We start from the raw sequence: 26037 nt of genomic DNA, 5'->3' as shown, positions 1-26037 counted from the left end.
TATGAAGAAGTTTATTTTCCTCTTTTTGTTCTTCGGAAGTCTTTCCGTTACTGCACAGATTGATCGTGTGGAGCCGCCATTCTGGTGGAGCGATATGAATTATTCTGAAGTGCAGCTGATGTTCTACGGAAAAAATATTGCCGAATATGAGGTTTCAGTCCCCAAAGAAATGATCATCAGCAATATTAGGAAGACCGAAAACCCGAATTACCTTTTTGTAACTGTTCAAACTGAAGGCCTTCCCGCCGGTAGCTACGACCTCAGGTTTTCCAAAAAGGGGAAAAAGAGCTTCACTCACAGTTATGAGCTAAAACAACGGGAAGCAGGATCGGAATTGCGGGAAGGGTTTGATTCTTCAGACGTGATCTATCTCATCATGCCGGACAGGTTTGCAAATGGAGATCCATCAAATGATTCGCATCCCGAACTTCAGGAAAAAGCAAATCGCAAGGAGCCGGGAGGTCGCCATGGAGGGGATATTGAAGGTATTATTCAAAATCTGGACTACCTGGAAGACCTGGGTGTAACAGCGATCTGGAGCACTCCGTTACTCGAAGATGATGATCCTTCTTATTCCTATCATACCTATGCTCAAAGTGATGTTTACAGAATAGATCCGCGCTATGGTACCAATGAAGATTACCGCCGTCTGGCTTCTGAAATGCACCGGCGCGACATGAAGTTGATCATGGATTATGTAACCAATCACTGGGGCGGGGAGCACTGGATGATGGATGACCTGCCAACCTATGACTGGATTCACCAGTTCCCGGGGTATAAGAATTCCAATTACCGTATGACCACGCAATTCGATCCACATAGATCTGGAATTGATACAAAATTGAATGAAGACGGCTGGTTTGTTTCCACAATGCCCGATTTAAACCAGAGCAATCCGTTAGTGCTGAACTACCTTACTCAAAATGCCATTTGGTGGATCGAATTCGCCAATCTCGACGGCTTTAGAGTCGATACGTATTCATATAATGACAAGGAGGGGATCGCTAAATGGACCAAAGCCATTATGGAGGAATATCCCAATTTCAATATTGTTGGGGAGGTGTGGATGCATGACCAGGCGCAGATCTCCTACTGGCAAAAAGATTCTCCTGTTGGAGCGATCCAAAGCTATAATACAGGGTTGCCTTCAGTAATGGATTTCACCCTGCACGATGCAATTATGGCGATGTTCAACGAAGATGAAATGCATTGGGACCGGGGAATGGTGCGGGCCTATGACAATTTTGCGAATGATTTTCTTTATGCAGATACAGATAACCTGCTTGTTTTTGCCGGAAATCACGACACCAACCGCATCAACGAAGAATTCGACGGCGACCTTAAAAAGTATAAAATGGCCATGGCCCTTATTTTAACTACCCGTGGCACTCCGCAATTGTATTACGGAGACGAGATAGGGATGAGGGGCGACAAACCAGCCAAAGGTGATGGTGATATTCGTCGTGACTTTCCCGGAGGTTGGGAAGCCGATGAACAATCTGCCTTTACTGAAGCCGGAAGAACTCAGCAGCAGAAAGAGTATCATCAATTCACCAAAAAGCTGCTGAATTTTCGAAAGGATAAGGAAGTACTCCACACAGGAAAACTGCTTCAGTACATTCCCGAAAATAACGTGTATGTATATTTCAGATATAATACAGAAGACCGGGTGATGGTGGTGATAAACAACAGCTCCGAAAATCAGATACTTGACCTTAGCCGTTTTGCTGAAGGTCTTGCCGGCGCAACTTCAGGAAGAAATGTGATCAATGACAGTCAAATGCAGTTGCAGGATAAATTGGAAATAGAAGAAAAAAGCTCCCTGGTGATCGATCTAAATTAACGGAATGAAGGTATTGCTGAAAGAGGTTCCAAAAATGGCATTTTTGAATGTCCTTTTCCTCCTTTCTTTTTCCCTGGCTGCACAAAATCCTAACCGGAACTTTGAAAGCCTGGAGAAGACTGAAGCCGGCGTGGAGATCACCACCAACGACGGGAAATTTCTTTTTCGCTATTACACTCCTGAGATTATTGAAGCTTCTTTCATTCCTGAAGGAGAAAGTTTTGATGAAAATTCACATGCTGTAGTACTGGAGCCGCTGGAGGTGAACTTGACGGTTTCAGAAACAGAAAATACCATCACCATTGATTCTGAAGGTCTTGACATAGAGGTGTCAAAAATGCCATTTCAGGTCACCTATTATTTTGAAGGAGAAAAAGTAATTTCAGAAAAAAGTGGCTACTCAACAGGCGGGGAGCATGAAAAACTGAACTTCAATCTGACGGAAACCGAAGTACTTATGGGTGGAGGAGCCCGGGCGCTGGGCATGAACCGCAGGGGAAACAGGCTGCAACTGTACAACAGGGCGCATTATGGTTATGAGAGCAAAAGTGAACTTTTGAATTTTACTTTGCCTGTTGTTCTTTCTTCAGAAAAATACATGCTTCACTTTGATAATGCACCCATCGGTTACCTTGACCTGGACAGCGACCATAGCAATACCCTGACCTATGAAACTATTAGCGGCAGGAAAACTTATCAGCTGATCGTTGGCAAGACCTGGGAAAATATAATGTCTAATTACACCCTTTTGACAGGCAGACAACCCCTGCCGCCGAGATGGGCACTTGGGAATTTTTCCAGCAGGTTTGGTTATCATTCCCGCGAGGAAGTGCAGAATACCATTCAAAAATTCAGAGAAGAGAAAATTCCTGTAGATGCAGTGATCATTGATCTTTTCTGGTTTGGTCACGAGATCATGGGCACCATGGGAAATCTGGAATTTGTAACAGATTCCTTTCCACAGCCCGAAGAAATGATCGGGGACCTTGCAGAGGATGGGGTGAAAACGATTCTGGTCACCGAACCTTTTATTCTTACCACCTCCAACAGGTGGGAAGAGGCGGTTGAAAATGATGTTCTGGCGAAAGATTCTCTGGGAAATCCTTTTACCTATGACTTTTACTTTGGAAACACCGGCCTGATCGATGTTTTTGATCCTGAAGCCCGGGATTGGTTCTGGAATATCTATGAAGAGCTTACGGAAATGGGCGTAGGAGGTTGGTGGGGCGACCTGGGAGAACCTGAAGTCCATCCTGAAGGATTGCTTCATGCAACCGGAACTGCAAACGAAGTACATAATATCTACGGGCATTACTGGGCCAAAATGATCTACGAAGGCTATCGGGAAGACTTTCCCAGGCAGCGGCCTTTCATCCTGATGAGAGCCGGTGCAGCCGGATCCCAGCGCTTCGGGATGATCCCCTGGAGCGGGGATGTGAACCGCAGCTGGGGCGGACTCAAGCCACAGCCGGAAATTTCCCTGCAAATGGGACTTCAGGGGCTGGCATATATGCATTCAGATCTTGGCGGATTTGCAGGTGACAACCTTAATGATGAGCTGTACGTAAGGTGGCTTCAGTATGGGGTTTTTCAGCCCATATATCGGCCGCATGCGCAGGAAGCTGTTCCCTCAGAACCTGTTTTTAGAGAACCCAAAACCAAAGCGCTTTCCAAAAAAGCAATAGAACTTCGATACCAACTTCTGCCTTACAATTACACCCTGGCCTTCAGGAATTCAACCGAAGGTTTACCATTAATGAGACCTTTGTTCTTCGAGGAGCCGGATAACTTCAGGCTTTACTCAATGGCCGGTACTTATTTGTGGGGTAAAGATTTCCTTATTTCACCGGTGCTTCAGGAGAATGTAAGCAGTCAGGAAGTTTATTTTCCGAAGGAATCGAACTGGATCGATTTTTATTCCGGAGAAAAGTATGAAGGTGGAAGCACTGCAGTAATTGGGCTTGAGGAGGAATATATTCCAACTTTCGTAAGAGGGGGCGCGATCATTCCCATGGCAAAACCACTGCAGACCACGCAGAATTTTTCAGCAGAAGATGTTGAGGTGCATTACTTTTTTGACCCTGTAACTGAGAAAAGTTCTGGAATACTTTTTCATGACGACGGTAAGACTCCTGAAACTTATCAAACCGGAGATTACGAGCTCCTGAATTTTGAAAGTGAGGTTGGAAAAAATGAAGTAACTTTTAGCATCAAAAGAAGTGTGGGAAACAATAGAAAGTCTTCAGAATTTAAAAAGCTGAATGTTGTTGTTCATCACATGAATACTGCACCGAAAAGGGTAAACATGGGAACTGAAAAAATACCTTTTCGGTATGATAAGGAGCGGCGACAATTAATAATTCCGGTTGAGCTTAAAACCGATCTTACAAAAATAAAAATCACCAATTAAATTTAATTTATATGAAGAGAATATCAATTTTTTTGCTGGGAATTTTGACCCTCGCATCCTGCAAAAATGAACCGGAACAAACTGTTGCGGTAGAGGAACAGGAAGAACAAAGCATTGAACCTGTAAACAACGAGGTGCTGGAGTCGGCAGTGATCTATGAAGCAAATATTCGTCAATATTCACCCGAAGGAACCTTTGATGCCTTTACCGAAGATATTCCTCAGTTAAAGGACCTGGGTGTGAAAGTGATCTGGTTGATGCCAATTTATCCTATTTCTGAAGCAAGAAGAAAAGCTACAAATGATAAGAGCATCGAGGATATCGAAGATCCCGAAGAAAGAAAAAAATACCTGGGCAGCTATTACGCCATTGCCGATTATACGGGAGTAAATCCTGAATTTGGTACCAAGGAAGATTTTGATGAACTGGTTGAAACCGCTCATGCCAACGGAATGTACGTCATTCTGGACTGGGTGGCGAATCACACAGGTTGGGATCACCCATGGTTAGAAGAAAATCCTGATTTCTACACTCAGAATGAAAAGGGAGAACCTGTTGATCCCTTGAATCCTGCAACCGGGGAATCATGGGGATGGACAGATGTTGCGGACCTTAATTATGAGAACAAGGAATTGTGGGATGCTATGACTGCCGATATGAAATATTGGGTAGACGAGCATGACATTGACGGCTTTAGAGCAGATGTGGCCGGAGAAGTTCCAACAGAATTCTGGGAGCAGGCAGTGCCAAAGCTGAAAGAGACCAAGCCGTTGTTCATGTTGGCAGAGTCGGAAGATAAAGATCTTTTCCACAACGCCTTTGACATGGGGTATAACTGGGAAGGACATCACCTGAAGAACCAGCTTGCACAGGGGAAAGTTACTGTTGAGGCCTGGGATGAGTACATGAAAAAGATAGATACCACCTATCAGCAGGATGATTACCTAATGAATTTCGTTACCAATCATGACGAGAACTCCTGGAATGGAACTGTAAGAGAGAGAATGGGAGATGCTGCCGAAGCAATGGTAGCTTTGACCTACACCATTCCCGGAATGCCACTAATCTATAGCGGGCAGGAATATGATATGGACCACAGGTTAAAGTTCTTTGAAAAAGATACTATTCCAAAAACTAAAGGAGTGATGTGGCCCTTAATGGAAAAGCTAGGGCAGCTAAAGAACCAGAATCCTGCCCTTAACGGAGGAAAAGAAGCTGCAGATTATACGAGGCTAAAAACTTCCGCAGATGAGCAGATTCTTGCATTTGAACGTTCAAAAAATGGAGAAAAGGTCATTTATATCGCCAATTTATCTGATAAACCCGTTAATTTCTCCCTGGAATTGACAGAGGAGTTACAACCTTATCTGGGAAAAAAAGAATTAAAAAAGGAAAAAAATGATCAATATCATTTTGCACCCTGGGAATATGTAATATTAGCAAATAATTAAAAAACTGCACAAAAAATTTATAAAAAGCCTCTAAAAAGAGGCTTTTTTGTTTTTTATTAACCGAAATCGTTTGAGTTTCAGTACGGATTAGGTTATATTAAGCTTTTAAAATAGCTTTACGTCAATGTTAGAAAAGATCAAAAAAATTGGAGTTTTAACTTCCGGGGGAGATGCTCCGGGAATGAACGCAGCTATTAGAGCCGTAGTGCGGAGCTGTTCTTACTTTGACGTTGAATGTGTGGGCATTTACCGGGGCTATCAGGGACTTATTGAAGGCGACTTTGAAGTGCTTACTGCCCGTTCGGTTCGAAACATTATCAATAAAGGAGGGACTTTCCTTAAATCTGCCCGTTCCAAAGAATTCAGAACAGTTGAAGGCCGGGCTAAAGCTTTTCAGAAGCTAAAGGATGCCGGCATTGATGCATTGGTGGTCATTGGAGGAGACGGTACTTTCACAGGTGCCATTTATCTTGAAGATGAGCATGGAATTCCTATTGTTGGGATCCCGGGCACCATCGATAATGACATCAACGGCACCGATTATACCATTGGATATGATACCGCTTTAAATACCGTTGTTGACGCAATCGATAAGATCCGCGATACAGCGAGTTCTCATGACCGCCTGTTTCTTGTTGAGGTAATGGGTAGGGATGCAGGAGATATTGCGCTTAATGCCGGGGTAGGAGCAGGAGCCGAGGAGATTCTTATTCCCGAAGAAGACATGGGAGTTGAAAGAATGATGGAATCCCTTGAAAAAAGCCGTAAAACCGGAAAAACTTCCAGCATCATTGTAGTTGCCGAAGGTGAAAAAAGCGGAAAGAACATCTTTGAACTTGCCGAATACATTGGGGAAAAAATGGTGGATTATGACATTCGGGTATCGGTTCTGGGACATATTCAACGGGGAGGAGCTCCCAGTTGTTATGACAGGGTTCTTGCCAGCAAACTCGGCGTAGGTGCTGTAGAAGCCGTGCTTCGAGGAGAAAGCGGAGTAATGGTGGGAATAACAAATAAAATAGTAACATCGGTGGATTTCAATACTGCCATTAAAGGCACCAGGCCGTTAGATAAAGAATTGAGACGGGTATTGACTATCACTACCGTATAATTAAATAAATTCAAAGTTATGAGTACTAAAATAGGAATAAATGGATTTGGCCGCATTGGAAGGATCGCTTTCAGAATTGCTGCAGCAAAGAATGATGTAGAAGTAGTGGCAGTAAATGATTTGCTGGATGTGGACCACCTGGCATACTTACTTAAATATGATTCAGTCCACGGGAGATTCGATGGAACTGTAGATGTTCAAGATGGAAATCTTGTGGTGAACGGAAAGACCATTCGGGTTACTGCCGAAAGGAATCCCGAAGATCTTAAGTGGGACGAGGCAGGAGCCGAGATCGTGCTTGAGTGTACCGGAATTTTCACCAGCCATGAAACAGCCAAAAAGCACATCACCGCAGGTGCCAAAAAGGTGGTAATTTCTGCCCCTTCCAAAGATGCACCCATGTATGTTATGGGCGTGAACCATCAGGATATCAAGGCTGAAGACACTGTAGTTTCCAACGCTTCATGTACTACCAACTGTCTTGCACCTCTTGCGAAGATCGTTGATGATAACTTCGGGCTTGTAGAAGGATTAATGACTACCATTCACGCGACCACAGCCACTCAATTAACTGTGGACGGACCTTCCAAGAAAGACTGGAGAGGTGGTAGAAGTGCTTTAATGAACATTATCCCATCTTCTACCGGAGCAGCTGTAGCTGTTGGAAAAGTTATTCCGGCTCTAAATGGAAAATTAACCGGTATGGCCTTTAGAGTACCTACTGCCGATGTTTCTGTAGTTGATCTTACAGTAAGAACTGAGAAATCTGTTTCTTACGACCAGATCAAGGAAGTATTCAAAAAAGCAGCCGAAGGAGATTACAAAGGGATCGTTTCCTATACCGATGAGCAGGTAGTTTCTCAGGATTTCGTTTCCAATGCTTACATCTGTAATTTTGATGCAGGAGCAGGGATTGCGCTGAATGAGAACTTCTTTAAACTTGTAGCCTGGTATGATAATGAGTATGGATATTCTGCAAAACTTGTAGATCTTTGTGCACATATTGCCTCACTTAAATAAAATAAACCCAGAAAAGCCCTGATAATTCAGGGCTTTTCTATATTTTTCTACTATGATATTAATAGCAGACGGAGGCTCCACAAAATGTGACTGGATCTTACTGGATTCCAAGGGGGAGCAAATATTGAAAACACGTACTAAAGGACTTAATCCTGCCGTGTTCAAAACTGAAGTACTTCAGGAGAGACTGGAGGAAAATCTTGACCTTAAACAGGTAAGAGATGTGGTGGAAAAAGTCCACTTTTATGGTGCAGGTTGTGGTACTCCAAAACCTACCGCTTTACTAAAATCCATACTAACTGCATTTTTTTCGGGTGCTTCAGAAGTTAAAGTACAGGAAGATATGGTTGCAGCCGTGTATGCTGTGACAGATCAACCGGGAATCGTTTGTATCCTTGGTACCGGTTCCAATAGTTGTTACTACGATGGAAAAACAATAAGAACCGCTGTAGATTCTCTTGGGTACATTCTAATGGATGAGGCGAGCGGGAATTACTTTGGAAAAAGGCTTATCAGGGATTATTATTACCGGAAGATGCCAAAGGTTCTGGCGGATAAGTTTGCACTGGAATTTGATCTTTCTTCAGATACCATTAAAGAGAACATTTACAAAAAAGATAATCCAAACACCTACCTGGCTTCTTTTGCAGAATTCATCTTTAAGAACGAGAGGAATGGCTATTTCTATCAGCTTATTGCTGAAGGGATGCAGAACTTTATTGAGCACCGCGTATTGTGTTTCAAAGAGGCTCAAAATGTGCCTATCCATTTTGTAGGCTCTATAGCCTATTTTTCACAGGATATTATAAAAGATGCTTTACAGCCTTACCGTCTTGAGCCCGGAAATTTTGTTCAAAGACCTATTGACGGAATTATCGATTACTACCGAAAGCATATCGTAGGAAAGTAAGATTCTTCTAAAAGTATATTCGGCGGCTACCATTTGGTAGCCGTTGCTTTTTATACCTGTCAAAAATACCTTTTAGAACCCTGGTTTTTAATTCCTGCCTCGTTACTCTTCACTCTCTTTCAGCATAACTCATAAAAAAAGTTTAAAATTTAGCCTAACCGCCTTAAGCCGAAATTTTTATTACATTTAAAAAAAGAATTTTTTAATGCTGGTAAAAGTTTACGGAAGTGCGGTTTTTGGCGTGGAAGCCACCACCATTACTGTGGAAGTGAACGTAGACACCGGCATAGGTTACCATCTTGTTGGGCTTCCTGATATCGCTGTTAAGGAAAGCAGTTTCAGAATAGCAGCAGCCTTAAAAAATGTAGGCCGCAGTCTCCCCGGAAAAAAGATCACCGTAAACATGGCACCTGCCGATCTTCGGAAAGAAGGTTCTGCTTACGATCTCACTTTTGCTATGGGAATTCTCATAGCTTCGGGCCAGATCAAAGCTCCAAACATCAGCGAATATATTATTATGGGAGAACTCTCTCTTGACGGAAGTTTACAACCCATTAGAGGAGCTTTACCAATTGCCATAAAAGCCAAAGAAGAAGGTTTTAAAGGCTTTATACTTCCGAAGCAAAATGTAAAGGAAGCAGCAATAGTAAGCGACCTTGAAGTTTTCGGGATTGATAACATAGAGCAACTAATTCGTTTTTTTGACAGGGGAGAGCCGCTGGAACGCACCATAATTGACACCCGAAAAGAATTCTACCAGGAACTGGAGCACCCGGAGCATGATTTTGCCGATGTAAAAGGACAGGAGTCGATCAAACGCTGTATGGAGATCGCAGCTGCAGGCGGTCATAATATCATTTTGATAGGTCCGCCGGGAGCCGGAAAGACCATGCTGGCAAAACGCCTGCCGAGTATCCTGCCGCCTATGACCTTGCATGAAGCTCTGGAAACTACTAAGATCCACAGCGTTGTGGGGCGGGTGAAGGAGAACGTAGGATTGATGGCGCACAGGCCTTTTAGGAGTCCTCATCACACAATTTCGGATGTAGCCCTTGTTGGCGGCGGTGCTTATCCGCAGCCGGGGGAGATTTCGCTGTCACACAACGGGGTATTATTCCTGGATGAACTTCCGGAGTTCAAAAGAAGTGTGCTGGAGGTAATGCGGCAACCGCTTGAAGACAGGGAGGTGACCATATCGAGGGCGAAATTTACCGTTACCTATCCTTCAAGTTTTATGCTGGTGGCAAGCATGAATCCCAGCCCCAGCGGATTTTTCAATGATCCCGGATCGCCAAATACTTCTTCCCCGGCAGAAATGCATCGATATATGAGCAAAATTAGCGGACCTTTGCTGGACCGCATTGATATTCATATTGAAGTGACTCCCGTGCCTTTTGAAAAGTTAAGTGAGGAGCGGCGGGGAGAAAGCAGCGTGGAAATAAGAAAAAGAGTTACCGCCGCAAGACAAAAACAAACGGAGAGATTTGCAGATAATGATAAGGTGCACTATAATGCTCAAATGAGCGTTCGACAAATAAGGAAATACTGTGCACTGGACGAATCGTCCATGAACCTCCTAAAAGTAGCCATGGAGCGTCTAAACCTTTCGGCCAGAGCATATGACAGGATTTTAAAAGTTGCCCGCACTATTGCCGATCTTGAAGATTCAGAAAATATTAAAGGACCCCATATTAGTGAAGCCATACAATACAGAAGCCTGGACAGGGAAGGATGGCTTGGATAAACCAATGTTATGAGAAAAATGACCATTGTAATTGCCGCCATGGCAATAATTAGTTGTAAAGGAAATGATGAAACCCCGGGAGAAATTGGTGTGGAACAGGATTCCACCCTTGTAGATGAAGCTGTAGCAATTTTGGAAAGACCGGCAACCATAGGACTCACTCTGGAGGAAGCCAATAAACTGGCAGAACTTCCGCTTAATTGTATTAACGTCGAGTATCCGAATAAACTTAACCAGACTTTGTCCGGCGCCGAAGATCTTGGGGAGCCAAAGGAGCTGCACCCTGCCTTTTACGGATGTTTTGACTGGCATTCTTCAGTCCATGGCCATTGGTCTCTTGTAAGCCTTCTAAAACAGTTTCCCGATCTTAAAAAAGCCGAGGAAATAAGAGAAAAGCTTAAAACTTCTCTTTCAAAAGAAAATATTGAGGCCGAAGTAAAATACTTCAGCAGAGAACAGGAAAGCACTTTTGAGCGTACCTATGGCTGGGCATGGGTTTTAAAACTGGCTGAAGAGCTTGAAACCTGGGAAGATCCCCTGGGACAGGAGCTGAGTGAGAATCTGCAGCCGCTTACCAACCTTATGGTTGAAAAATTCAAGGAGTTTCTTCCCAAGCTCAATTATCCTATTCGTGTGGGAGAACATACCAATACAGCCTTTGCACTTGCTCTGGCTCACGATTATGCTGTAACTACCGAAAATGAAGAATTGAGGATGTTGATCGATAAAAGAGCGAGAGATTATTACATCAATGACGATAACTGCCCTGTGAGCTGGGAACCGGGAGGTTTTGACTTTCTTTCTCCCTGTTTTTCTGAGATCGACATCATGCGCCGGGTGCTCAGTAAAAATGCCTTTAAAATGTGGATGAACGATTTCCTGCCTCAGCTTAAAAAGAAAGACTTTTCCCTGGAAGTAGCCGAAGTTACAGATCGTACAGACGGAAAACTGGTGCATTTGGATGGTCTCAACTTTAGCCGTGCATGGGTACTCTATGGGCTTTCAAATCAATATCCCGATACTTACGATCACCTGCGGGAACTCGCAGATGAACATGTGGCTTATTCCTTTCCAAATTTAGTAGGGGATTCTTATGAAGGCGGCCATTGGCTTGGTTCCTTTGCATTATACGCTATTCAGGAAAGCAATAAGGAAAAGTGAAAAACTGGCTGAAGAATTTAGGGCCGGGAGTTCTGGTTTCAGCAGCATTCATAGGTCCGGGCACCGTGACGGTATGTACCCTGGCGGGGGTAGAATTCGGTTTTTCTTTGCTTTGGGCCCTGCTGTTGTCGGTGATCGCATGTATAATTCTTCAGGAAATGGCGGCCAGGGTAGGGCTGGTAACTCAAAAAGGCCTTAGCGAGGTGATCAGGGAAGAGATCGCAAGTCCGCTTTTTCGGAATTTTGCGATCCTGTTGATCTTTTCGGCTATCGTATTTGGGAATGCCGCTTATGAAGCGGGCAACATTTCGGGTGCTGTGTTGGGAATTTCTGCCATTGTGCCCTCTTATCTGCTTGATTTCGGATTTGTTTCTTTAAACCTATGGAGTCTGGTGATTGGCTTTATTGCCTTTGCTTTACTTGCAATAGGAAATTATAAGGTGCTGGAAAGGGCATTTATAGGCCTGGTTGCTGTCATGAGCATTTCTTTTCTGGTCACCGCTGTCCTTACAAAACCCGATCTTTCTGCTCTTTTGAAAGGATTATTTATTCCGTCCAAAGGTTCTGCGGGATTATTAACTGTCATGGCCCTCATAGGAACCACTGTTGTGCCTTATAATTTGTTCTTGCATGCTTCCCTGGTCTCTGAAAAGTGGAAAGGAAAAGCATCTCTTAAAATGGCTCAAAAAGAGCTTTTTTGGAGCATTAGCCTTGGAGGAGTTGTTTCCATGGCCATTGTTGTAACTGCTGCAGCCTCTGGCGTAACTAATGTTACTACTGCCGCCGATCTTGCTGCAGGGCTGGAACCTGTTTTTGGCCGCTTTGCCACATGGTTCCTCGCTTTAGGATTATTTGCTGCAGGAATATCATCGGCTATAACTGCTCCGTTGGCCGCAGCATACGTGGTAAGCGGTTGTATGGGTTGGAAAAAAGACTTAACTTCAGGAAAGTTCAGGCTGGTTTGGGCGGGAATTTTAGTGCTGGGAATGATCTTTTCGTCTGTTGGGTTTCAGCCGGTGGAGATCATCAGGTTTGCGCAGGTAGCGAACGGAATTCTTTTACCTGTAGTTGCGGTTTTTCTGCTCTGGATCGTGAACAGGTCTTCTTTAATGGGCCACTCGAAAAATTCAATAAAGCTCAATATTGCAGCTTTCCTGGTGATAGGGATCACGATCTTCCTTGGAGCCAGGTCTGTATTTACAGTACTTCAGAATTTATAGCTATGAAAACTATTCACATCAACTGCGACCTGGGAGAAGGAGGGGAGCATGACCAGGAGCTTATGCCTCTTATTTCGGCATGCAACATTGCCTGCGGCGGACATGCAGGAACTTTAGAAACCATGCAGCACACCGTAGATCTCGCTATGGAGCACGGGGTGGAGATAGGCGCGCACCCTTCTTATCCCGATAAAGAGAACTTCGGAAGGAGTTCTGTTCAAATGAGCGACAAGGAGCTAAAACGGTCTCTGGTTGCCCAGATCTTAAGCCTTAAGCATATCACTGAAGCTGAAGGTGCAATCCTTACCCATGTCAAACCGCACGGAGCTCTCTACAATGAGGCACAAAAAGATCGGCGCGTTGCAGGGATCATTATCGAATCTATTCTTGAATTTGGAGATGAGCTGGTATTATATGCTCCGGAAAACTCTGTGATAAGCCATCTTGCTGAAGGGAAACTGAAAGTTCGATTTGAAGCTTTTGCCGACCGCAATTATAACCATGACGGAAGCCTTGTTTCCAGGAAGGAAGCTAATGCTTTGATCACCCAAAAAGAGGATGTTTTAAAGCATCTTTTCTCCATGATTTTTGAGGAAAAAATAACTACACAAAAAGGTCAAAAAATTGACACCGGGGCCACTACATTTTGTCTTCACAGTGACACGCCGAATTCGGTAGAAATTCTTCAATATTTACATACGGAATTGGGTGCCAAAAATGTAAAAATTTCAAGAGGGTAATGCAGGAATTTCCAAAGATATCCAGGATGGGGGAGCGGGCAATTCTGCTTCAGTTTGAGCCGGAGATCAGTGAAAAAGTGCTTAAAAAAGTGCTGGCTTATCAAAAAATACTTCAGGAAAAAATACTTAAAGAAGGGGTTGAGGTAATCAACACATACAATTCATTATTAATAACTTATAACACTGCTATAGAAATTACCTATGATGGCTTTTTGCAGCTAAAAGAGGAGTTGGAGCGGACGAAGATACAAGATAATTTTAAATCTCACCTGTTCCATATTCCTGTTTGTTATGATCAAAAATTTGGTATTGATCTTCAGGAAATTTCTCAAGCAAAGGAGCTTCAAATTAGGGAAATAATTGGCCTTCATTCTACGGCTTTATATACTGTCTATTTCACCGGATTTTTACCCGGATTTTTATACCTGGGAGGCCTGCCGGAAGAGCTCCATTTTTCACGCCGGGAACATCCCCGCCTCGAGGTGCCGAAAGGTGCTGTGGGAATAGGTGAAAAACAGACCGGGATTTACCCTCAAAAAAGTCCGGGCGGCTGGAATATTATAGGGAATTCCCCGGTGCCGCTTTTTGATCCTTATTTAGATCCTCCCTGTGAGATCAAGGCGGGAGATAAGATGAGGTTCTATGAGGTGAGTCTGGAAGAACATCAGGAGATTTTGGAAGTGGTGGAGAAAGGAGAATTCAAATTCCGGAAGGAGGAATACGATGGCTAAAATAGAAGTTTTAATGCCTGGTCTATATTCCAGTATCCAGGATCTGGGGAGGTTTGGCTTCAGAAAATATGGGGTGCCGCTAAGTGGTGCGATGGATCAAAGAGCTGCAGGTATGGCTAATCTACTGCTGCAAAATGAACCAAACGCTGCAGTTCTTGAGATCACTCTACAGGGGCCGGTGCTGATGTTTCAGGAAGCTGCTGAAATTGTAGTTACGGGAGCAGATCTTTCTCCTGTACTTGATGGGGAAAAGCTTTTTAATAATCACACCGTGCCTGTCAAAGAGGGACAGGTGTTGAAGTTTGGCGGCAGGATATCAGGCTTTAGAGCATATGTGGGGATAAAAAATGGTTTTCAAAGCCCTAAGATTTTAAAAAGCCGATCCTGGTGCAAAGGGGTCACCCCGCATCACCGAATGGAAAAGGGAATGGAAATCCCGTTTTTGAAGGGTGATATTTCAGCTTCAGAAAAATTTTCGACGGTTAGATCTGATGCTTATTTGACTTCAGAAGTCATTGAAGCTTTTCCCGGGCCTGAATTTGAATTGCTTTCAGCTTCAGAAAAAGAGAGGCTTAGAAAAGGGCACTTTTCAGTAGGAAAGGATAGCGATCGAATGGGGATCAGGTTCCAAGAGAAGCTTCAGAATTCATTAGCGCCTATCATCACAGGACCTGTACTCCCGGGTACCGTTCAGCTAACTCCTTCGGGCGTCATGATTTCTTTAATGAGAGATGGTCAAACCACCGGTGGATACCCCAGGATCCTGCAAATAACTGAAGAAGGAATGGATATTTTAGCGCAAAAATTACCTGGAGAAGAACTTTATATAAAACTTGTAAATTACCTGTAAGTCAAACGGGTAAAATAAAAAAAAGATGTCAGACAACAAGATGGCCTCACTCCCCTACATCGTGAAACATCTTTTGAATGACATCCTTTCTTTCAAAATTTTAAAGAATAAAAATTGATGTATTAAATTAGGGTTTTTGACGGTCTTATCAAAATAAAAAAGGTCTTTAAAAATTATCCTTTTAGGGCCTGATGCAGATAATTTTAATAGCTGCAGGGAAAGGAATATCTTTGTAAAAAAATTGTAAGTGATAGATTCTGCGAAAATTGAATTAAGAAATTTAAGTGTAAAGGATTATAAGGAACTTAAGATCTCCATGATCGAGAGCTATGATGCTCTTGCTAATGAATACTGGAGTGAACGGGAGATCAAGAACCTTATCAAAAAATTCCCCGACGGGCAGTTCTGTATTGTGATCAATGAGAAGATCGCCGGGTGCGCGTTATCGATCATTGTGGATTATCACAAATTCGATGATAATCATACTTATGAGCAGATCACAGGTGGTGAAAATTTCTCCACACATACCAAGACCGGGGATGTGCTTTATGGAATTGATGTCTTTATACATCCTGAATTCCGCGGAATGAGGCTGGGTAGAAGGTTGTATGAAGCGCGTAAAGAACTATGCGAACAACTCAACCTGAAATCTATAGTTTTTGGGGGTCGAATTCCCAATTATGCTGAATATGCCGAAGAACTTACGCCAAAACAATATATCGAAAAGGTAAAGGTAAAGGAGATCCATGATCCCGTGCTTTCATTTCAGCTTTCGAATGATTTCCACGTAAAAAAGGTGATTAAAGGTTACCTGCCGGGTGATCATGAAAGTAAGGAGTTTGCTACGCTCATGGAGTGGAATAATATCTACTACACCAAACCGGATAAGCTTATCAATACCGCTAAAACTGTGGTAAGGCTGGGGCTGGTGCAGTGGCAAATGCGTTTGTTCAGGGATTTTGATGCCCTGGTGTCCCAGATAGAATTCTTTGTAGATGCCGTAAGCGATTACCAGAGTGATTTTATCCTGTTTCCGGAGCTCTTCAACGCGCCTTTAATGGCTGAATACAACCATCTCAACGAAGCTGAAGCTATTCGCTCCCTCGCTTCTTATACTGACAGGCTGCTGGAAACTTTCGTGGATTTTGCGATCACCTATAACATCAATATCATTACCGGCAGCATGCCGCAGATCATTGGGGAACACATGTATAATGTAGGTTACCTGTGTCGTCGTGACGGAAGTTACGAACGCTATGAAAAGCTGCACATCACCCCGGCCGAAGGTTCTGCCTGGGGTATGAAAGGCGGAAGCCAGGTGAAGACCTTTGATACCGACTGCGGAAAAATTGGAGTGCTTATATGTTATGACGTGGAATTCCCGGAACTGGGAAGGATCCTGGCCGAACAAGGCATGAACATTCTTTTTGTCCCTTTTATGACCGATACTCAAAACGGATATTCCAGAGTTAGGTTATGTGCCATGAGTCGTGCGATCGAAAATGAATGTTACGTGGCTATTGCAGGATCTGTCGGGAATTTGCCGAAGGTGAACAATATGGATATTCAGTATGCCCAGAGTGCAGTTTTCACGCCTTCCGATTTTTCATTTCCGGTGAACGGAATTAAGGCTGAAGCTACTCCCAATACCGAAAGCACCCTGCTTGTTGATGTGGATCTTGATCTGCTAAAGGAGCTGCACAACTTTGGAAGCGTAAGAAACCTGAAGGACCGTCGAAAAGACCTTTATTCTCTTAAGCTTAAAAAATAGTTATAGATTAAAATGTAAAAGCCGAATCAACAGAAATTCTGTTGATCCGGCTTTTTTAGTTTCTACTCAGCGGGAATTGAACCTGATTTACAACTTTCAATTCTAAAATATTTATAGATATGCGCTAAACTTCTTTGTTTAAAGCTGAAAATATAAGAAAGCTTATAAAACCTTTTTTAAAGTCTTTTCATCACTTTTTTAATAAGAGGGAGTTTTCCAGTGTATGGTGCATACCGAAGCGGAATATCTATCCAGGTGGCTCGTTTGCTGATGCTTTTTTTATGTGTAAATGTGTCAAAGGAAAATTTGCCATGGTATCCACCATAGCCGCTGCTACCCACGCCGCCAAACGGCAGATTCTTATTCGCTATGTGCACCACCACATCGTTGGAAGCACCCCCTCCAAAACGATATTTTTGAAGGATCTTTTCTGAAAAATCCTTGTCTTCAGCAAAAACATATAGGGCAAGAGGGTCGGGGTAGTGACAGATGATCTTTTCTATTTCCGTTTCATCTGAAAAAGTGAGCACCGGAAGAATGGGACCAAAAATTTCATCCTGCATCACTTCAGCATCCAAAGAAGGTTCATTTAAGAGCGTAGGAGCGATGTAATTGTCATCAGGGGCAGTCTCACCTCCTGTGATGATCGTTTGCTCCTGTAACATCGCCTGAAGCCGTTCAAAGTTCTTCTTATTGATGATTCGGGCATAATCGGATGAATTCCGTGGATCCTCTCCAAAAGCAGCTTTTATTTCCTTTTTTACAGCCTCTGTAAATTCGGTTTTCTTCTTTTTATCGATGAGGATATAATCGGGGGAGATGCAGGTTTGTCCGGCGTTGATGAACTTACCCCATACGATCCTTTTTGCTGCCAGGTCGATTTTTGCCGAGCTGTGAATAATGCATGGATTCTTACCTCCAAGTTCCAGGGTAGCAGGGGTGAGATGAGGTGCAATGGCTTTTGCTACGATTCTGCCTACCGGAACGCTTCCGGTGAAGAAGACATAATCCCACTTGAGCTTCAGCAGTTCTTCAGAGATTGCTACGCCGCCCAATATAACTGCTACTTCCTCTTCTGTATAGACTTCAGCAAAGATCTCTTTGGTTAATTGAGAAGTGGCGGGCGCGTATTCGCTTGGTTTGAGGATTACTGTATTCCCCGCAGCCAAAGCCCCTATAGCAGGAGAAACACTCAGCTGAAAAGGATAATTCCACGGTGCCAGCACCAGCACATTTCCATATGGCTGAGGATAGATATAATCTTTGGAAGGAAAGTTGAGGAAGGTGCTTTTAACCTTTTTTGGCTTTGCCCACTTCTTCAATTTTTTGATAGTGAACTTAAGCTCGCTTAAAATAAGTGCGGTCTCCGTAGCGTAGGTTTCAAATTCTGGCTTGCGGAAGTCGGCAAAAAGCGCGGCAGAAATTTCTTCTTCTTTTTCTTCAATGATAGTTTTGAGCTTCCTGAGCTTCGATATTCTTTCAGCAACATCTAAACTATTACCTGCCTCAAAAAAGGCTATTTGAGAGGATAATAATTTCGAAATATCGACTTCAGAATGAATGGATAGCGCTTCGGCCATTTTTCTTTACAAAATACAATATTTTATATTGCCAATAAAAGGCTACCCACAGGTTAGGAAAATGTTTTCCACTTTTACCGATTTTTTAATTTTGTTCCCCGAAGTAGAGGAAAACAGTGGTAGATTTGAATCGTTAAAAGGTAGAGCAAGATTTTACTTTCGGAAAGTTACCGGTAAGGTGTACCATACATTCACAGGATCACCCATGAAATATCCCGGTTTCCATTGAGGCATATTGAGAAGAGCATTGGTCGTTACTGCATTATACCATTGGGGTGCCCCTTCAATAATGTCAATTTGGTCTATAAATCCATCTTTGCCAATACGTATTCTCACCAATAGGCGAACTTCGGTTCCGGATTTCTGAGTTTCAGGAATAGGGAGACTTTTTCTCAGATAATCTGCAATACCTTTTTGACCTCCGGGAAATTCAGCAGAGATCATCACGGGATAATGTTCCTCTTCCTGCCCCTTTCTATTCCATATTTTTCCTGATTTTAATTTGCCATTTTTGAAAGTGTCATGTCGTCTCCTGCTACTGTCTTCCCAATAGGCCATGAGATCTCCGTGTCTTTTGCCATTTTTATATGTTTCCTGGTAGAAAAGTTGCCCGTTATCATACCAGGTTTTTTGGAGTCCGTGAAGGATGGTTTTTTTACCTTTTTCCAAAAAGGATCGCTGTTTCATAATTTCTCCATTAATACGAAAGAGGCTGGTCAACAGGTCCTGTTTTCCTGGAGCTGTGCGGTCTTCTACCTGAAAGTAAACCGCATTTACCGGTAGGACTTCTTTATAATCTGAATCGAGGTAAATGGTATCCTGAGAGAAAGAAAAGGTCGAAGAAATAAGGAAACTAAAGAATAAAAGTTTTTTCATGAAAAGAGTAATAAGTAGCTAAAATACTACACCAGTTACAGCAGCGCAACTTAAACATCTCCGGAAATCTGGACAAGATATTTTTGGCTTTTTCAGGAATGCAATGTCGGTACCTGTTTTATTCTGAAAAGATCGGGGAAATGATCGTTATTTTGTTGGATAATAACCGGATCCCACAATGAAAGTCTCTCCCCGGAATTTAACCCTTTTTACAAAAGTCATTTTAGGAGAAGGGGTGTTGGTGCCGGGCCTAAACCATGAGGTTTCTAACCAGCCACTCCCGTGATCTAAGGCTAAAGCGAGTTCTTCCTTCACGACATATTTTCCGTTAAGGTCTTTCATGTCAATAAGATTTTTTCTTTCAAGAGAAGGTTGGGCAGGATTCACCAATTCTGTACCGTCCGGACTTAAGACAAAAACATAGGTGTCCATGAAATAAAAGGGCCCTTTTTTATCTCTTAGTTTTTCAAAAGCTTCCCGTCCTTCCTTCTGAACCAAAGCGGCAGCCTGGTAGACCATTTCTTCAATGAGAAATTCATCCATTTCCATATTATAAATTCCGCTGCCTACAAGGTGCTCCTCTCCTGAAGGAAAGGTTACCCTTTTAATAAAACTCGACTTCCAGGCCGGAAAAATATCTCCTGGTTCCGGAAAGACATAATGTACCCAGCCCTGTCCCGCTTCAGACGATGCTGTTTCTAGAAACATCCTGCCGTATAGACGACCCAGGGCATCTTCGCGGTATTTAATTATTTCTCCTTCAAGTGTAGGATCGGCAGCATGAAATTTTACTTTTCCGTCCAGGTTGCACACAAAAACATATTTTTTTCCATCAAACCAGTGCCAGTCCTTCATTTTAAATTCCCCGAAGGCTGCTTCCCCTTCTTTTTCAAGTTTAGCCGCAGCATCAATAACGAAATTCTTTAAGTCAAAAGGAGAGATATTTTCTTTACTTACATTAATTTTTGGAGCATCGGCAAGATATACACCTGCTCCAAGGAGTACCCAACTATTCCCTAATGGTACCTTCTTTATGTAAGTAGATTTTTGTGTAGAGAGATTATCTCCCGGCTTTGGCCACATGTATTCTATCCAGGCGGTACTGTCTTTTTCAACAGCTTTAAACATATCACGCACCACTAATTTCCCCTGAGTGTCCTTTTGAGTTATGAGATTCCGGCCTTCCAGATTACGAAAAGCGGGATTTACCAGATCTATCCCCATTGTATCCAAAACAAAAACATAAGTGTCCTTGACTAGAAATACCTCCGCAGGATCGTAAAATTTATCGAAAGCTTTCCTGCCTTCCTTTTTTATCTGTTTTGCTGCAGTCTCTATTAAGTCGACCACGAATTCCTTATTCATTTGATCATCATATAAACCGCTCCCAATGACATATTCTTTTCCGTCAGGTGCCTCTACCAGTTGCACAAAGCTGCTTTTCCATCGCGGAAGCAGTCCTTCCGGTACCGGCCATTGATAATGGAACCAGCCTTCCTGTTTTTCCTGTCCACCCTTTGCGGCTGCTAAAATTCCCCTGACTATAAATCTTCCATTGACATCCTTTAGATTTAGTTGGTTCTTGTTTTCCAAATTCGTGTCCGGATGCACCAGCATATTTCCCTTTTCATCAAGAATGAATATATAAGTTTCTCCATTTCGCCATTGACTTTCGGGTTGTCGAAATTCCTCAAAAGCAGCATCTCCCTTTGATCGTACTAAGTCCGCAGCATCGTAAACAAGAGCTTTGATTAGTTTTAAGGAGTCTTGTAATAAATAATTTGCTTCAGCAGAGAATTTTGAACTTTGGCCAAGGTTCAAACTTGTTTGAGCATTTAAAGGAGCCTGTAAGGATAAAATTCCAATTAGAGAACCGAAAAAAAGGCACTTTCTCATGGCTATAAAATTTACATCGTTGAGGGGAAACTAAAAGGCACTGATAAAGGCAATATTCATTAAATTTTTATCAAGATTTGGAGATTTAATACGTCTTAAAAAGAGAAAAAGAAAGTCAGATGTTTTTTCTTCTTCTATATAAAGATATGAAAAACAAGAATAAAATTATGGTACAATAATGATTTTCAGTTGATTATGTGGTGTAATCCAATTTGGAATAATATTTATTCTCTCAGCCTATAGCAGGCATTTAAGGATCTGGGGACAATGGTTCTGGCTTTTTCATTTTTTTAGAAGCATTGAGAACAAAAAACCCGGAAAATCATTAATACCTAACGAGTCTAATATATTAATGCCTAGAAATATGGTCAATAACCATCAGAACCTTAAATAATTATATTTTAACAGGTGCTGCTTCTAATTTTAAAACAAGTTTTTGTCTTGGTATTAAAATAAAATATATTTTTACCCCGTGAATTCAATACTTCAAATAATAAGAACGCTTTTAAGGCGCCGGTTATACAATCGTCGCAGGTAAGGATATTTGTCTTTCCGTCGCAGTGTTTAATTATTTGAGTTTACCATATTGAGTCATTTTTTCCACATAGTTTTAGTTTTTGTTTTCAGGATCTCTCCTGAATATTCTTTTAGGCGTCGTATTGGTCTCCGCCGCACGTTTGTGCGCGCTTGATTTTCCGGAACTTTTTTGAGTTCCCCCTTTAAAATCTTTATTAATCTTTTCACTAAAAATTTTTAGCATATGAAAATTGTCATTGCTAACGAGTCTCATGCAAAGTATGCGGAGATCATTTGTAACACGATGGAAGAATCGGCCAAGGTTCGAGGGACGGGTATTGCCCGAAGAAGCCCCGAATACGTTCTGAAAAAGATGTCTAATGGTAATGCGATCATTGCTTTAGACGGGGACAAGTTCGCGGGGTTCTGTTACATCGAGATCTGGAGTCATGAGAAATTCGTAGCCAATTCCGGGCTCATCGTACATCCTGATTATAGAAACCAGGGACTGGCAAAAGATATCAAAAAAGCCGTTTTTGAGCTGTCAAGGAAAAAGTATCCCAACTCTAAGATCTTCGGGATAACTACCGGGCTTGCGGTCATGAAGATCAATTACGAGCTGGGATATCAACCGGTAACTTTCTCAGAACTTACCGATGATGAGACTTTTTGGAGCGGTTGTCAAACCTGTAAGAACTTTGACATTCTCACCCGTACCGAGCGCAAGATGTGCCTGTGTACCGGCATGCTGTATGATCCTGCAAAAAAGAAACCTATCGAAAAGAGAGAAAAGCTGAATGAAAAGGCTTTTAAGAGATTAAAGAATATCAAACAAACACTTTTTTACAAGAAAGAGAAGGAAAAAGCGGTAAGCTAAATTCTTCTTGTAAAGCAAAATTTTATAAAATGGAAAAAGTAGTAATAGCATATAGCGGCGGATTGGATACTTCCTACTGCGCCAAATATTTGTCAAAAGAAGAAAATTTTGAGGTGCACGCCGTGAGCGTTAACACCGGCGGATTTTCTTCAGAAGAAATCGAAAAAATAGGGAGCAATGCTCAAAAAATAGGAGCGACCTCTTATACCAATATCGATGCGGTTTCTTCCTTTTACCAAAGGGTGGTGAAATATCTCATTTTCGGGAACGTATTGAAAAATGACACCTATCCATTATCGGTGAGTGCCGAAAGGATCATTCAGGCGATCGAGATCGTGAACCACGCCAAGAAAATTGGTGCCAAATACATCGCGCACGGTAGCACCGGTGCCGGAAACGACCAGGTGAGATTTGATATGATATTTCAAACCCTTGCGCCCGAAATCGAGATCATCACTCCCATTCGAGACAAAAAACTCAGCAGACAGGAGGAGATAGAATACCTTACGGCCAATGGCGTTGACATGAACTGGGAGAAGGCCAAATATTCGGTCAATAAAGGTCTGTGGGGAACCAGTGTGGGAGGAGCTGAGACCCTTACTTCAGAAAAACCCTTGCCCGAAAGTGCATATCCGTCACAGCTTCAGGAACAGGAGCCTAAACAAATTAGTCTTAGTTTTTATAAAGGAGAGCTTACTGAAGTAAACGGCACGGTAAATTCCCCTGAGAAAAATATTGAGATCCTGGAAAACATCGCGTCTAAGTTTGCCATTGGCAGAGACATACACGTGGGCGATACCATTATTGGGATCAAGGGTAGAGTAGGTTTTGAAGCTGCAGCCGCTCTTATTACCATAAAAGCGCACCATTTGCTGGAAAAACACACCCTGAGCAAATGGCAGCTTCAGCATAAAGATTACATCGCTAACTGGTATGGAATGCACCTACATGAAGGTTTATATTTGGATCCTGTAATGAGGGATTTTGAAGCCTTTCTACAAAGTTCCCAGGAACAGGTAAGCGGAACGGTATTTTTGACCTTACATCCTTACAGGTTCGTGCTGGATGGTATAGAATCAAAGTTTGATCTAATGAATAGCGGCTTCGGAAAGTACGGGGAAGAGAACAATGCCTGGACAGCGAATGATGCCAAAGGCTTCATTAAGATACTTTCAAATTCCGGAAAGATCTATCAACACGTAAAACAGGAATCATGATAGAAGCAGGAATAATAGGAGGTGCCGGCTATACGGCAGGGGAACTTATAAGAATTCTTCTCAGACACCCTGAAGTGAACCTGAATTTCATATACAGCACATCCCAGGCGGAAAAACCGGTGAGTTCGATCCACCAGGATCTAACAGGGGAAACAGGTCTCATTTTTAGCGGGGAAATAAATCCGGAAGCAGATGTCGTCTTTTTGTGCCTGGGCCATGGAAATTCTGTTAAATTCCTGAATGACAATAGTTTTTCAGATAAAACAAAGATCGTCGACCTGAGTACCGATTACAGGATAGCTGCTGACAGCCATTCCTTCGTTTACGGCTTACCGGAATTCAACAGGGAAAAGATCAGCGATGCGAAATTTATAGCCAATCCCGGTTGTTTTGCCACAGCGATCAGCCTGGCCATTCTGCCATTGGCAGCTAATGACCTGTTAAAGGAAGATGTGCATATAAACGCGGTAACGGGAGCAACCGGCGCTGGAACTTCCCTATCTGAAACCACACATTTTACCTGGAGAGACAATAATTATTCTTCCTACAAGGCGTTTGAACATCAGCATTTGGAAGAGATCAATCATAGCGTAAAGAAATTACAGTCTGATTTTAGATCTACTTTAAATTTTATTCCCAACAGGGGGAATTTTTCCAGAGGAATTCATTGTACCGCTTATACTCATTTTGAAGGGAGCCAGGAAGAAGCCAAAGAAATCTACCAAAAAGCTTACGAAGATGCTGCCTTTACTTTTGTAACAGAGGGAGAAGTGCATTTAAAACAGGTGGTAAACACCAATAAATGTCTTATAAGATTGCAAAAATTCGGAAACAAGCTGCTTATCACAAGTGTGCTGGATAACCTCTTAAAAGGAGCTTCTGGCCAGGCGGTTCAGAATATGAACCTGATGTTTGGCTTTCCTGAAAACCAGGGCCTGCAGTTGAAAGCCAGTTATTTTTAAAAGAAAATGATGGAATTATTTGATGTATATCCGCTTTATGATATTACCCCTGTAAAAGGGAAGGGAGCCTATGTGTATGATGAAAACGACACAAAATACCTTGATCTTTATGGGGGCCATGCAGTGATCTCTGTAGGTCATGCGCATCCAAAATATGTAAAGGCGCTTTCTGAGCAGGTTGAGAAATTGGGATTTTATTCCAATTCAGTAAAGAATCCCTTGCAGGAAGAACTGGCCAAAAAGCTTGGTGACTTATCGGGATGCTCAGAATATAAACTGTTTCTGTGCAATTCAGGTGCCGAGGCCAATGAGAATGCTTTGAAACTAGCGTCTTTCCATACCGGTAAAAGCAGGGTGATCTATTTCGAAAATGCTTTTCACGGAAGAACTTCAGGGGTAGTCGCAGTAACCGATAATGAATCGATTAAGGCACCGTTCAATCAACAGCATTCGGTGACAAAACTCGCTTTTGAAGATGTTGAAGCGCTTGAAAAAGAACTTCAAAAAGAGGATGTCGCAGCTGTTATTTTTGAGGTCATCCAGGGAGTAGGAGGGCTGGAAGAAGCTTCTTCGGAATTTATCCGGACAGTTTCAGATCTGTGTAGGAAACATGAAGCTTTGTTGATAGCCGATGAAGTTCAGTGTGGATATGGAAGGACAGGAGATTTTTTCGCCTTTCAGAAACACGGAATTAAACCGGATATAATTTCCGTAGCAAAAGGAATGGGCAATGGGTTTCCTGTTGGAGGGATCCTGATGAATCCTAGGATTCAGCCTAAACATGGATTGCTGGGAACCACTTTTGGTGGAAATCACCTTGCCTGTGCTGCCGGAATTGCAGTGCTGGATATTTTAAAGGAAGAGAACCTGCTCGAAAATGCGGAAAAGTTGTTTCAGTACGTAAAAGAAAGGGCTGCAGAAATTCCGCAGATCAAGAAATTGAAAGGCAGGGGACTAATGATAGGCCTGGAGTTTGATTTTGAGATCGCATCCCTTAGAAAGGAACTTCTTTTTGAACACCGGGTTTTTACGGGTGCTGCCTCCAATAAAAAATTATTGAGGATCCTGCCACCATTAAATATTCAAGAAGAACATTTTGATGAGTTCTTTGAGGCATTGAAAAAAGCCCTGAACGACTAATAGCATTAGAA

At 42.5% G+C, this 26037-nt stretch carries 20 protein-coding genes; 17 read left to right on the top strand and 3 right to left on the bottom strand.

Features of this window, described 5'->3' with window-relative positions; all coding sequences use genetic code 11:
- Window position 1 precedes the first annotated feature (1 nt).
- From CRO16_RS09785 to CRO16_RS09725, 13 genes are all read left to right on the top strand, one after another.
- Window positions 2-1843 carry a glycoside hydrolase family 13 protein gene (locus tag CRO16_RS09785; protein ID WP_097056196.1) on the top strand — a complete coding sequence of 614 codons (1842 nt, stop codon included), beginning with the start codon at window positions 2-4 and terminating at the stop codon, window positions 1841-1843.
- Window positions 1844-1847: 4 nt separating this feature from the next.
- The gene (locus CRO16_RS09780) at window positions 1848-4253 is read left to right on the top strand and encodes a glycoside hydrolase family 31 protein (protein WP_245858981.1); all 2406 of its coding nucleotides are present in this window, start codon (window positions 1848-1850) and stop codon (window positions 4251-4253) included.
- Window positions 4254-4264: 11 nt separating this feature from the next.
- Window positions 4265-5704, top strand: a complete 1440-nt coding sequence (locus tag CRO16_RS09775; RefSeq protein ID WP_097056195.1) for an alpha-amylase family glycosyl hydrolase — start codon at window positions 4265-4267, stop codon at window positions 5702-5704.
- A 124-nt stretch (window positions 5705-5828) separates the two neighbouring features.
- On the top strand, window positions 5829-6815 hold the full coding sequence (pfkA, locus tag CRO16_RS09770) for a 6-phosphofructokinase (RefSeq protein WP_097056194.1): 987 nt from the start codon (window positions 5829-5831) through the stop codon (window positions 6813-6815).
- A gap of 18 nt (window positions 6816-6833) precedes the next feature.
- Complete coding sequence (gap, locus tag CRO16_RS09765; RefSeq protein WP_097056193.1) at window positions 6834-7835, top strand: type I glyceraldehyde-3-phosphate dehydrogenase; 1002 nt, start codon at window positions 6834-6836, stop codon at window positions 7833-7835.
- A gap of 52 nt (window positions 7836-7887) precedes the next feature.
- Complete coding sequence (locus tag CRO16_RS09760; protein ID WP_097056192.1) at window positions 7888-8745, top strand: N-acetylglucosamine kinase; 858 nt, start codon at window positions 7888-7890, stop codon at window positions 8743-8745.
- A 205-nt stretch (window positions 8746-8950) separates the two neighbouring features.
- Window positions 8951-10489, top strand: coding sequence for a YifB family Mg chelatase-like AAA ATPase (locus tag CRO16_RS09755; protein ID WP_097056191.1), 1539 nt, complete (start codon window positions 8951-8953; stop codon window positions 10487-10489).
- A gap of 9 nt (window positions 10490-10498) precedes the next feature.
- Complete coding sequence (locus CRO16_RS09750; RefSeq protein WP_097056190.1) at window positions 10499-11650, top strand: DUF2891 domain-containing protein; 1152 nt, start codon at window positions 10499-10501, stop codon at window positions 11648-11650.
- Window positions 11647-12870 (top strand): Nramp family divalent metal transporter, encoded by a 1224-nt coding sequence (locus tag CRO16_RS09745; RefSeq protein ID WP_097056189.1) that lies wholly within the window; start codon window positions 11647-11649, stop codon window positions 12868-12870. The genes CRO16_RS09750 and CRO16_RS09745 overlap by 4 nt, the downstream gene beginning before the upstream one ends.
- 2 nt (window positions 12871-12872) lie before the next feature.
- On the top strand, window positions 12873-13610 hold the full coding sequence (gene pxpA / locus CRO16_RS09740) for a 5-oxoprolinase subunit PxpA (protein ID WP_097056188.1): 738 nt from the start codon (window positions 12873-12875) through the stop codon (window positions 13608-13610).
- Window positions 13610-14341 carry a 5-oxoprolinase subunit PxpB gene (gene pxpB / locus CRO16_RS09735; protein ID WP_097056187.1) on the top strand — a complete coding sequence of 244 codons (732 nt, stop codon included), beginning with the start codon at window positions 13610-13612 and terminating at the stop codon, window positions 14339-14341. Before pxpA ends, pxpB begins: the two co-directional genes overlap by 1 nt.
- A gap of 13 nt (window positions 14342-14354) precedes the next feature.
- Entirely contained in the window at window positions 14355-15191 is an 837-nt protein-coding gene (locus tag CRO16_RS09730) for a 5-oxoprolinase subunit C family protein (RefSeq protein ID WP_245858979.1), read from the top strand.
- 247 nt (window positions 15192-15438) lie between these two features.
- Window positions 15439-16962, top strand: a complete 1524-nt coding sequence (locus tag CRO16_RS09725; protein ID WP_097056185.1) for a carbon-nitrogen hydrolase family protein — start codon at window positions 15439-15441, stop codon at window positions 16960-16962.
- A gap of 176 nt (window positions 16963-17138) precedes the next feature.
- On the opposite strand, the gene CRO16_RS09720 is transcribed toward CRO16_RS09725, so the two are convergent.
- The 3 genes from CRO16_RS09720 to CRO16_RS09710 all read right to left on the bottom strand — a co-directional run bounded on the left by CRO16_RS09720 (window position 17139) and on the right by CRO16_RS09710 (window position 21314).
- A complete protein-coding gene (locus tag CRO16_RS09720) occupies window positions 17139-18542 on the bottom strand; it encodes an aldehyde dehydrogenase family protein (protein WP_097056184.1) in 1404 nt (467 codons plus the stop codon).
- A gap of 153 nt (window positions 18543-18695) precedes the next feature.
- Entirely contained in the window at window positions 18696-19418 is a 723-nt protein-coding gene (locus CRO16_RS09715) for an energy transducer TonB (RefSeq protein WP_097056183.1), read from the bottom strand.
- A 147-nt stretch (window positions 19419-19565) separates the two neighbouring features.
- On the bottom strand, window positions 19566-21314 hold the full coding sequence (locus tag CRO16_RS09710; RefSeq protein ID WP_097056182.1) for a cache domain-containing protein: 1749 nt from the start codon (window positions 21312-21314) through the stop codon (window positions 19566-19568).
- Window positions 21315-22074: 760 nt separating this feature from the next.
- Here CRO16_RS09710 and CRO16_RS09705 point away from each other — a divergent pair.
- The 4 genes from CRO16_RS09705 to CRO16_RS09690 are packed head-to-tail and all read left to right on the top strand — an operon-like array spanning window position 22075 to window position 26026.
- Window positions 22075-22707, top strand: coding sequence for a GNAT family N-acetyltransferase (locus CRO16_RS09705; protein WP_097056181.1), 633 nt, complete (start codon window positions 22075-22077; stop codon window positions 22705-22707).
- 29 nt (window positions 22708-22736) lie between these two features.
- The gene (locus CRO16_RS09700) at window positions 22737-23924 is read left to right on the top strand and encodes an argininosuccinate synthase (protein ID WP_097056180.1); all 1188 of its coding nucleotides are present in this window, start codon (window positions 22737-22739) and stop codon (window positions 23922-23924) included.
- Window positions 23921-24886 (top strand): N-acetyl-gamma-glutamyl-phosphate reductase, encoded by a 966-nt coding sequence (argC, locus tag CRO16_RS09695; protein WP_097056179.1) that lies wholly within the window; start codon window positions 23921-23923, stop codon window positions 24884-24886. Before CRO16_RS09700 ends, argC begins: the two co-directional genes overlap by 4 nt.
- A gap of 9 nt (window positions 24887-24895) precedes the next feature.
- Window positions 24896-26026, top strand: coding sequence for an aspartate aminotransferase family protein (locus CRO16_RS09690; protein WP_097056178.1), 1131 nt, complete (start codon window positions 24896-24898; stop codon window positions 26024-26026).
- Window positions 26027-26037: the final 11 nt, after the last annotated feature.

It is taken from the genome of Salinimicrobium sediminis, from assembly GCF_900215295.1.
Classification (GTDB): domain Bacteria; phylum Bacteroidota; class Bacteroidia; order Flavobacteriales; family Flavobacteriaceae; genus Salinimicrobium; species Salinimicrobium sediminis.
The sequence above is the reverse complement of the archived record's forward strand: the minus strand, read 5'-3'. Positions and strand labels throughout refer to the sequence as shown.

What these genes read in the sequence shown, in the direction of transcription:
- CRO16_RS09785 (WP_097056196.1), top strand. Translation starts at nt 2, where the DNA reads ATGAAGAAGTTTATTTTCCTCTTTTTGTTCTTCGGAAGTCTTTCCGTT.
- CRO16_RS09780 (WP_245858981.1), top strand. Translation starts at nt 1,848, where the DNA reads ATGAAGGTATTGCTGAAAGAGGTTCCAAAAATGGCATTTTTGAATGTC.
- CRO16_RS09775 (WP_097056195.1), top strand. Translation starts at nt 4,265, where the DNA reads ATGAAGAGAATATCAATTTTTTTGCTGGGAATTTTGACCCTCGCATCC.
- pfkA (WP_097056194.1), top strand. Translation starts at nt 5,829, where the DNA reads ATGTTAGAAAAGATCAAAAAAATTGGAGTTTTAACTTCCGGGGGAGAT.
- gap (WP_097056193.1), top strand. Translation starts at nt 6,834, where the DNA reads ATGAGTACTAAAATAGGAATAAATGGATTTGGCCGCATTGGAAGGATC.
- CRO16_RS09760 (WP_097056192.1), top strand. Translation starts at nt 7,888, where the DNA reads ATGATATTAATAGCAGACGGAGGCTCCACAAAATGTGACTGGATCTTA.
- CRO16_RS09755 (WP_097056191.1), top strand. Translation starts at nt 8,951, where the DNA reads ATGCTGGTAAAAGTTTACGGAAGTGCGGTTTTTGGCGTGGAAGCCACC.
- CRO16_RS09750 (WP_097056190.1), top strand. Translation starts at nt 10,499, where the DNA reads ATGAGAAAAATGACCATTGTAATTGCCGCCATGGCAATAATTAGTTGT.
- pxpA (WP_097056188.1), top strand. Translation starts at nt 12,873, where the DNA reads ATGAAAACTATTCACATCAACTGCGACCTGGGAGAAGGAGGGGAGCAT.
- pxpB (WP_097056187.1), top strand. Translation starts at nt 13,610, where the DNA reads ATGCAGGAATTTCCAAAGATATCCAGGATGGGGGAGCGGGCAATTCTG.
- CRO16_RS09730 (WP_245858979.1), top strand. Translation starts at nt 14,355, where the DNA reads ATGCCTGGTCTATATTCCAGTATCCAGGATCTGGGGAGGTTTGGCTTC.
- CRO16_RS09720 (WP_097056184.1), bottom strand. Translation starts at nt 18,542, where the DNA reads ATGGCCGAAGCGCTATCCATTCATTCTGAAGTCGATATTTCGAAATTA.
- CRO16_RS09715 (WP_097056183.1), bottom strand. Translation starts at nt 19,418, where the DNA reads ATGAAAAAACTTTTATTCTTTAGTTTCCTTATTTCTTCGACCTTTTCT.
- CRO16_RS09710 (WP_097056182.1), bottom strand. Translation starts at nt 21,314, where the DNA reads ATGAGAAAGTGCCTTTTTTTCGGTTCTCTAATTGGAATTTTATCCTTA.
- CRO16_RS09705 (WP_097056181.1), top strand. Translation starts at nt 22,075, where the DNA reads ATGAAAATTGTCATTGCTAACGAGTCTCATGCAAAGTATGCGGAGATC.
- CRO16_RS09700 (WP_097056180.1), top strand. Translation starts at nt 22,737, where the DNA reads ATGGAAAAAGTAGTAATAGCATATAGCGGCGGATTGGATACTTCCTAC.
- argC (WP_097056179.1), top strand. Translation starts at nt 23,921, where the DNA reads ATGATAGAAGCAGGAATAATAGGAGGTGCCGGCTATACGGCAGGGGAA.
- CRO16_RS09690 (WP_097056178.1), top strand. Translation starts at nt 24,896, where the DNA reads ATGGAATTATTTGATGTATATCCGCTTTATGATATTACCCCTGTAAAA.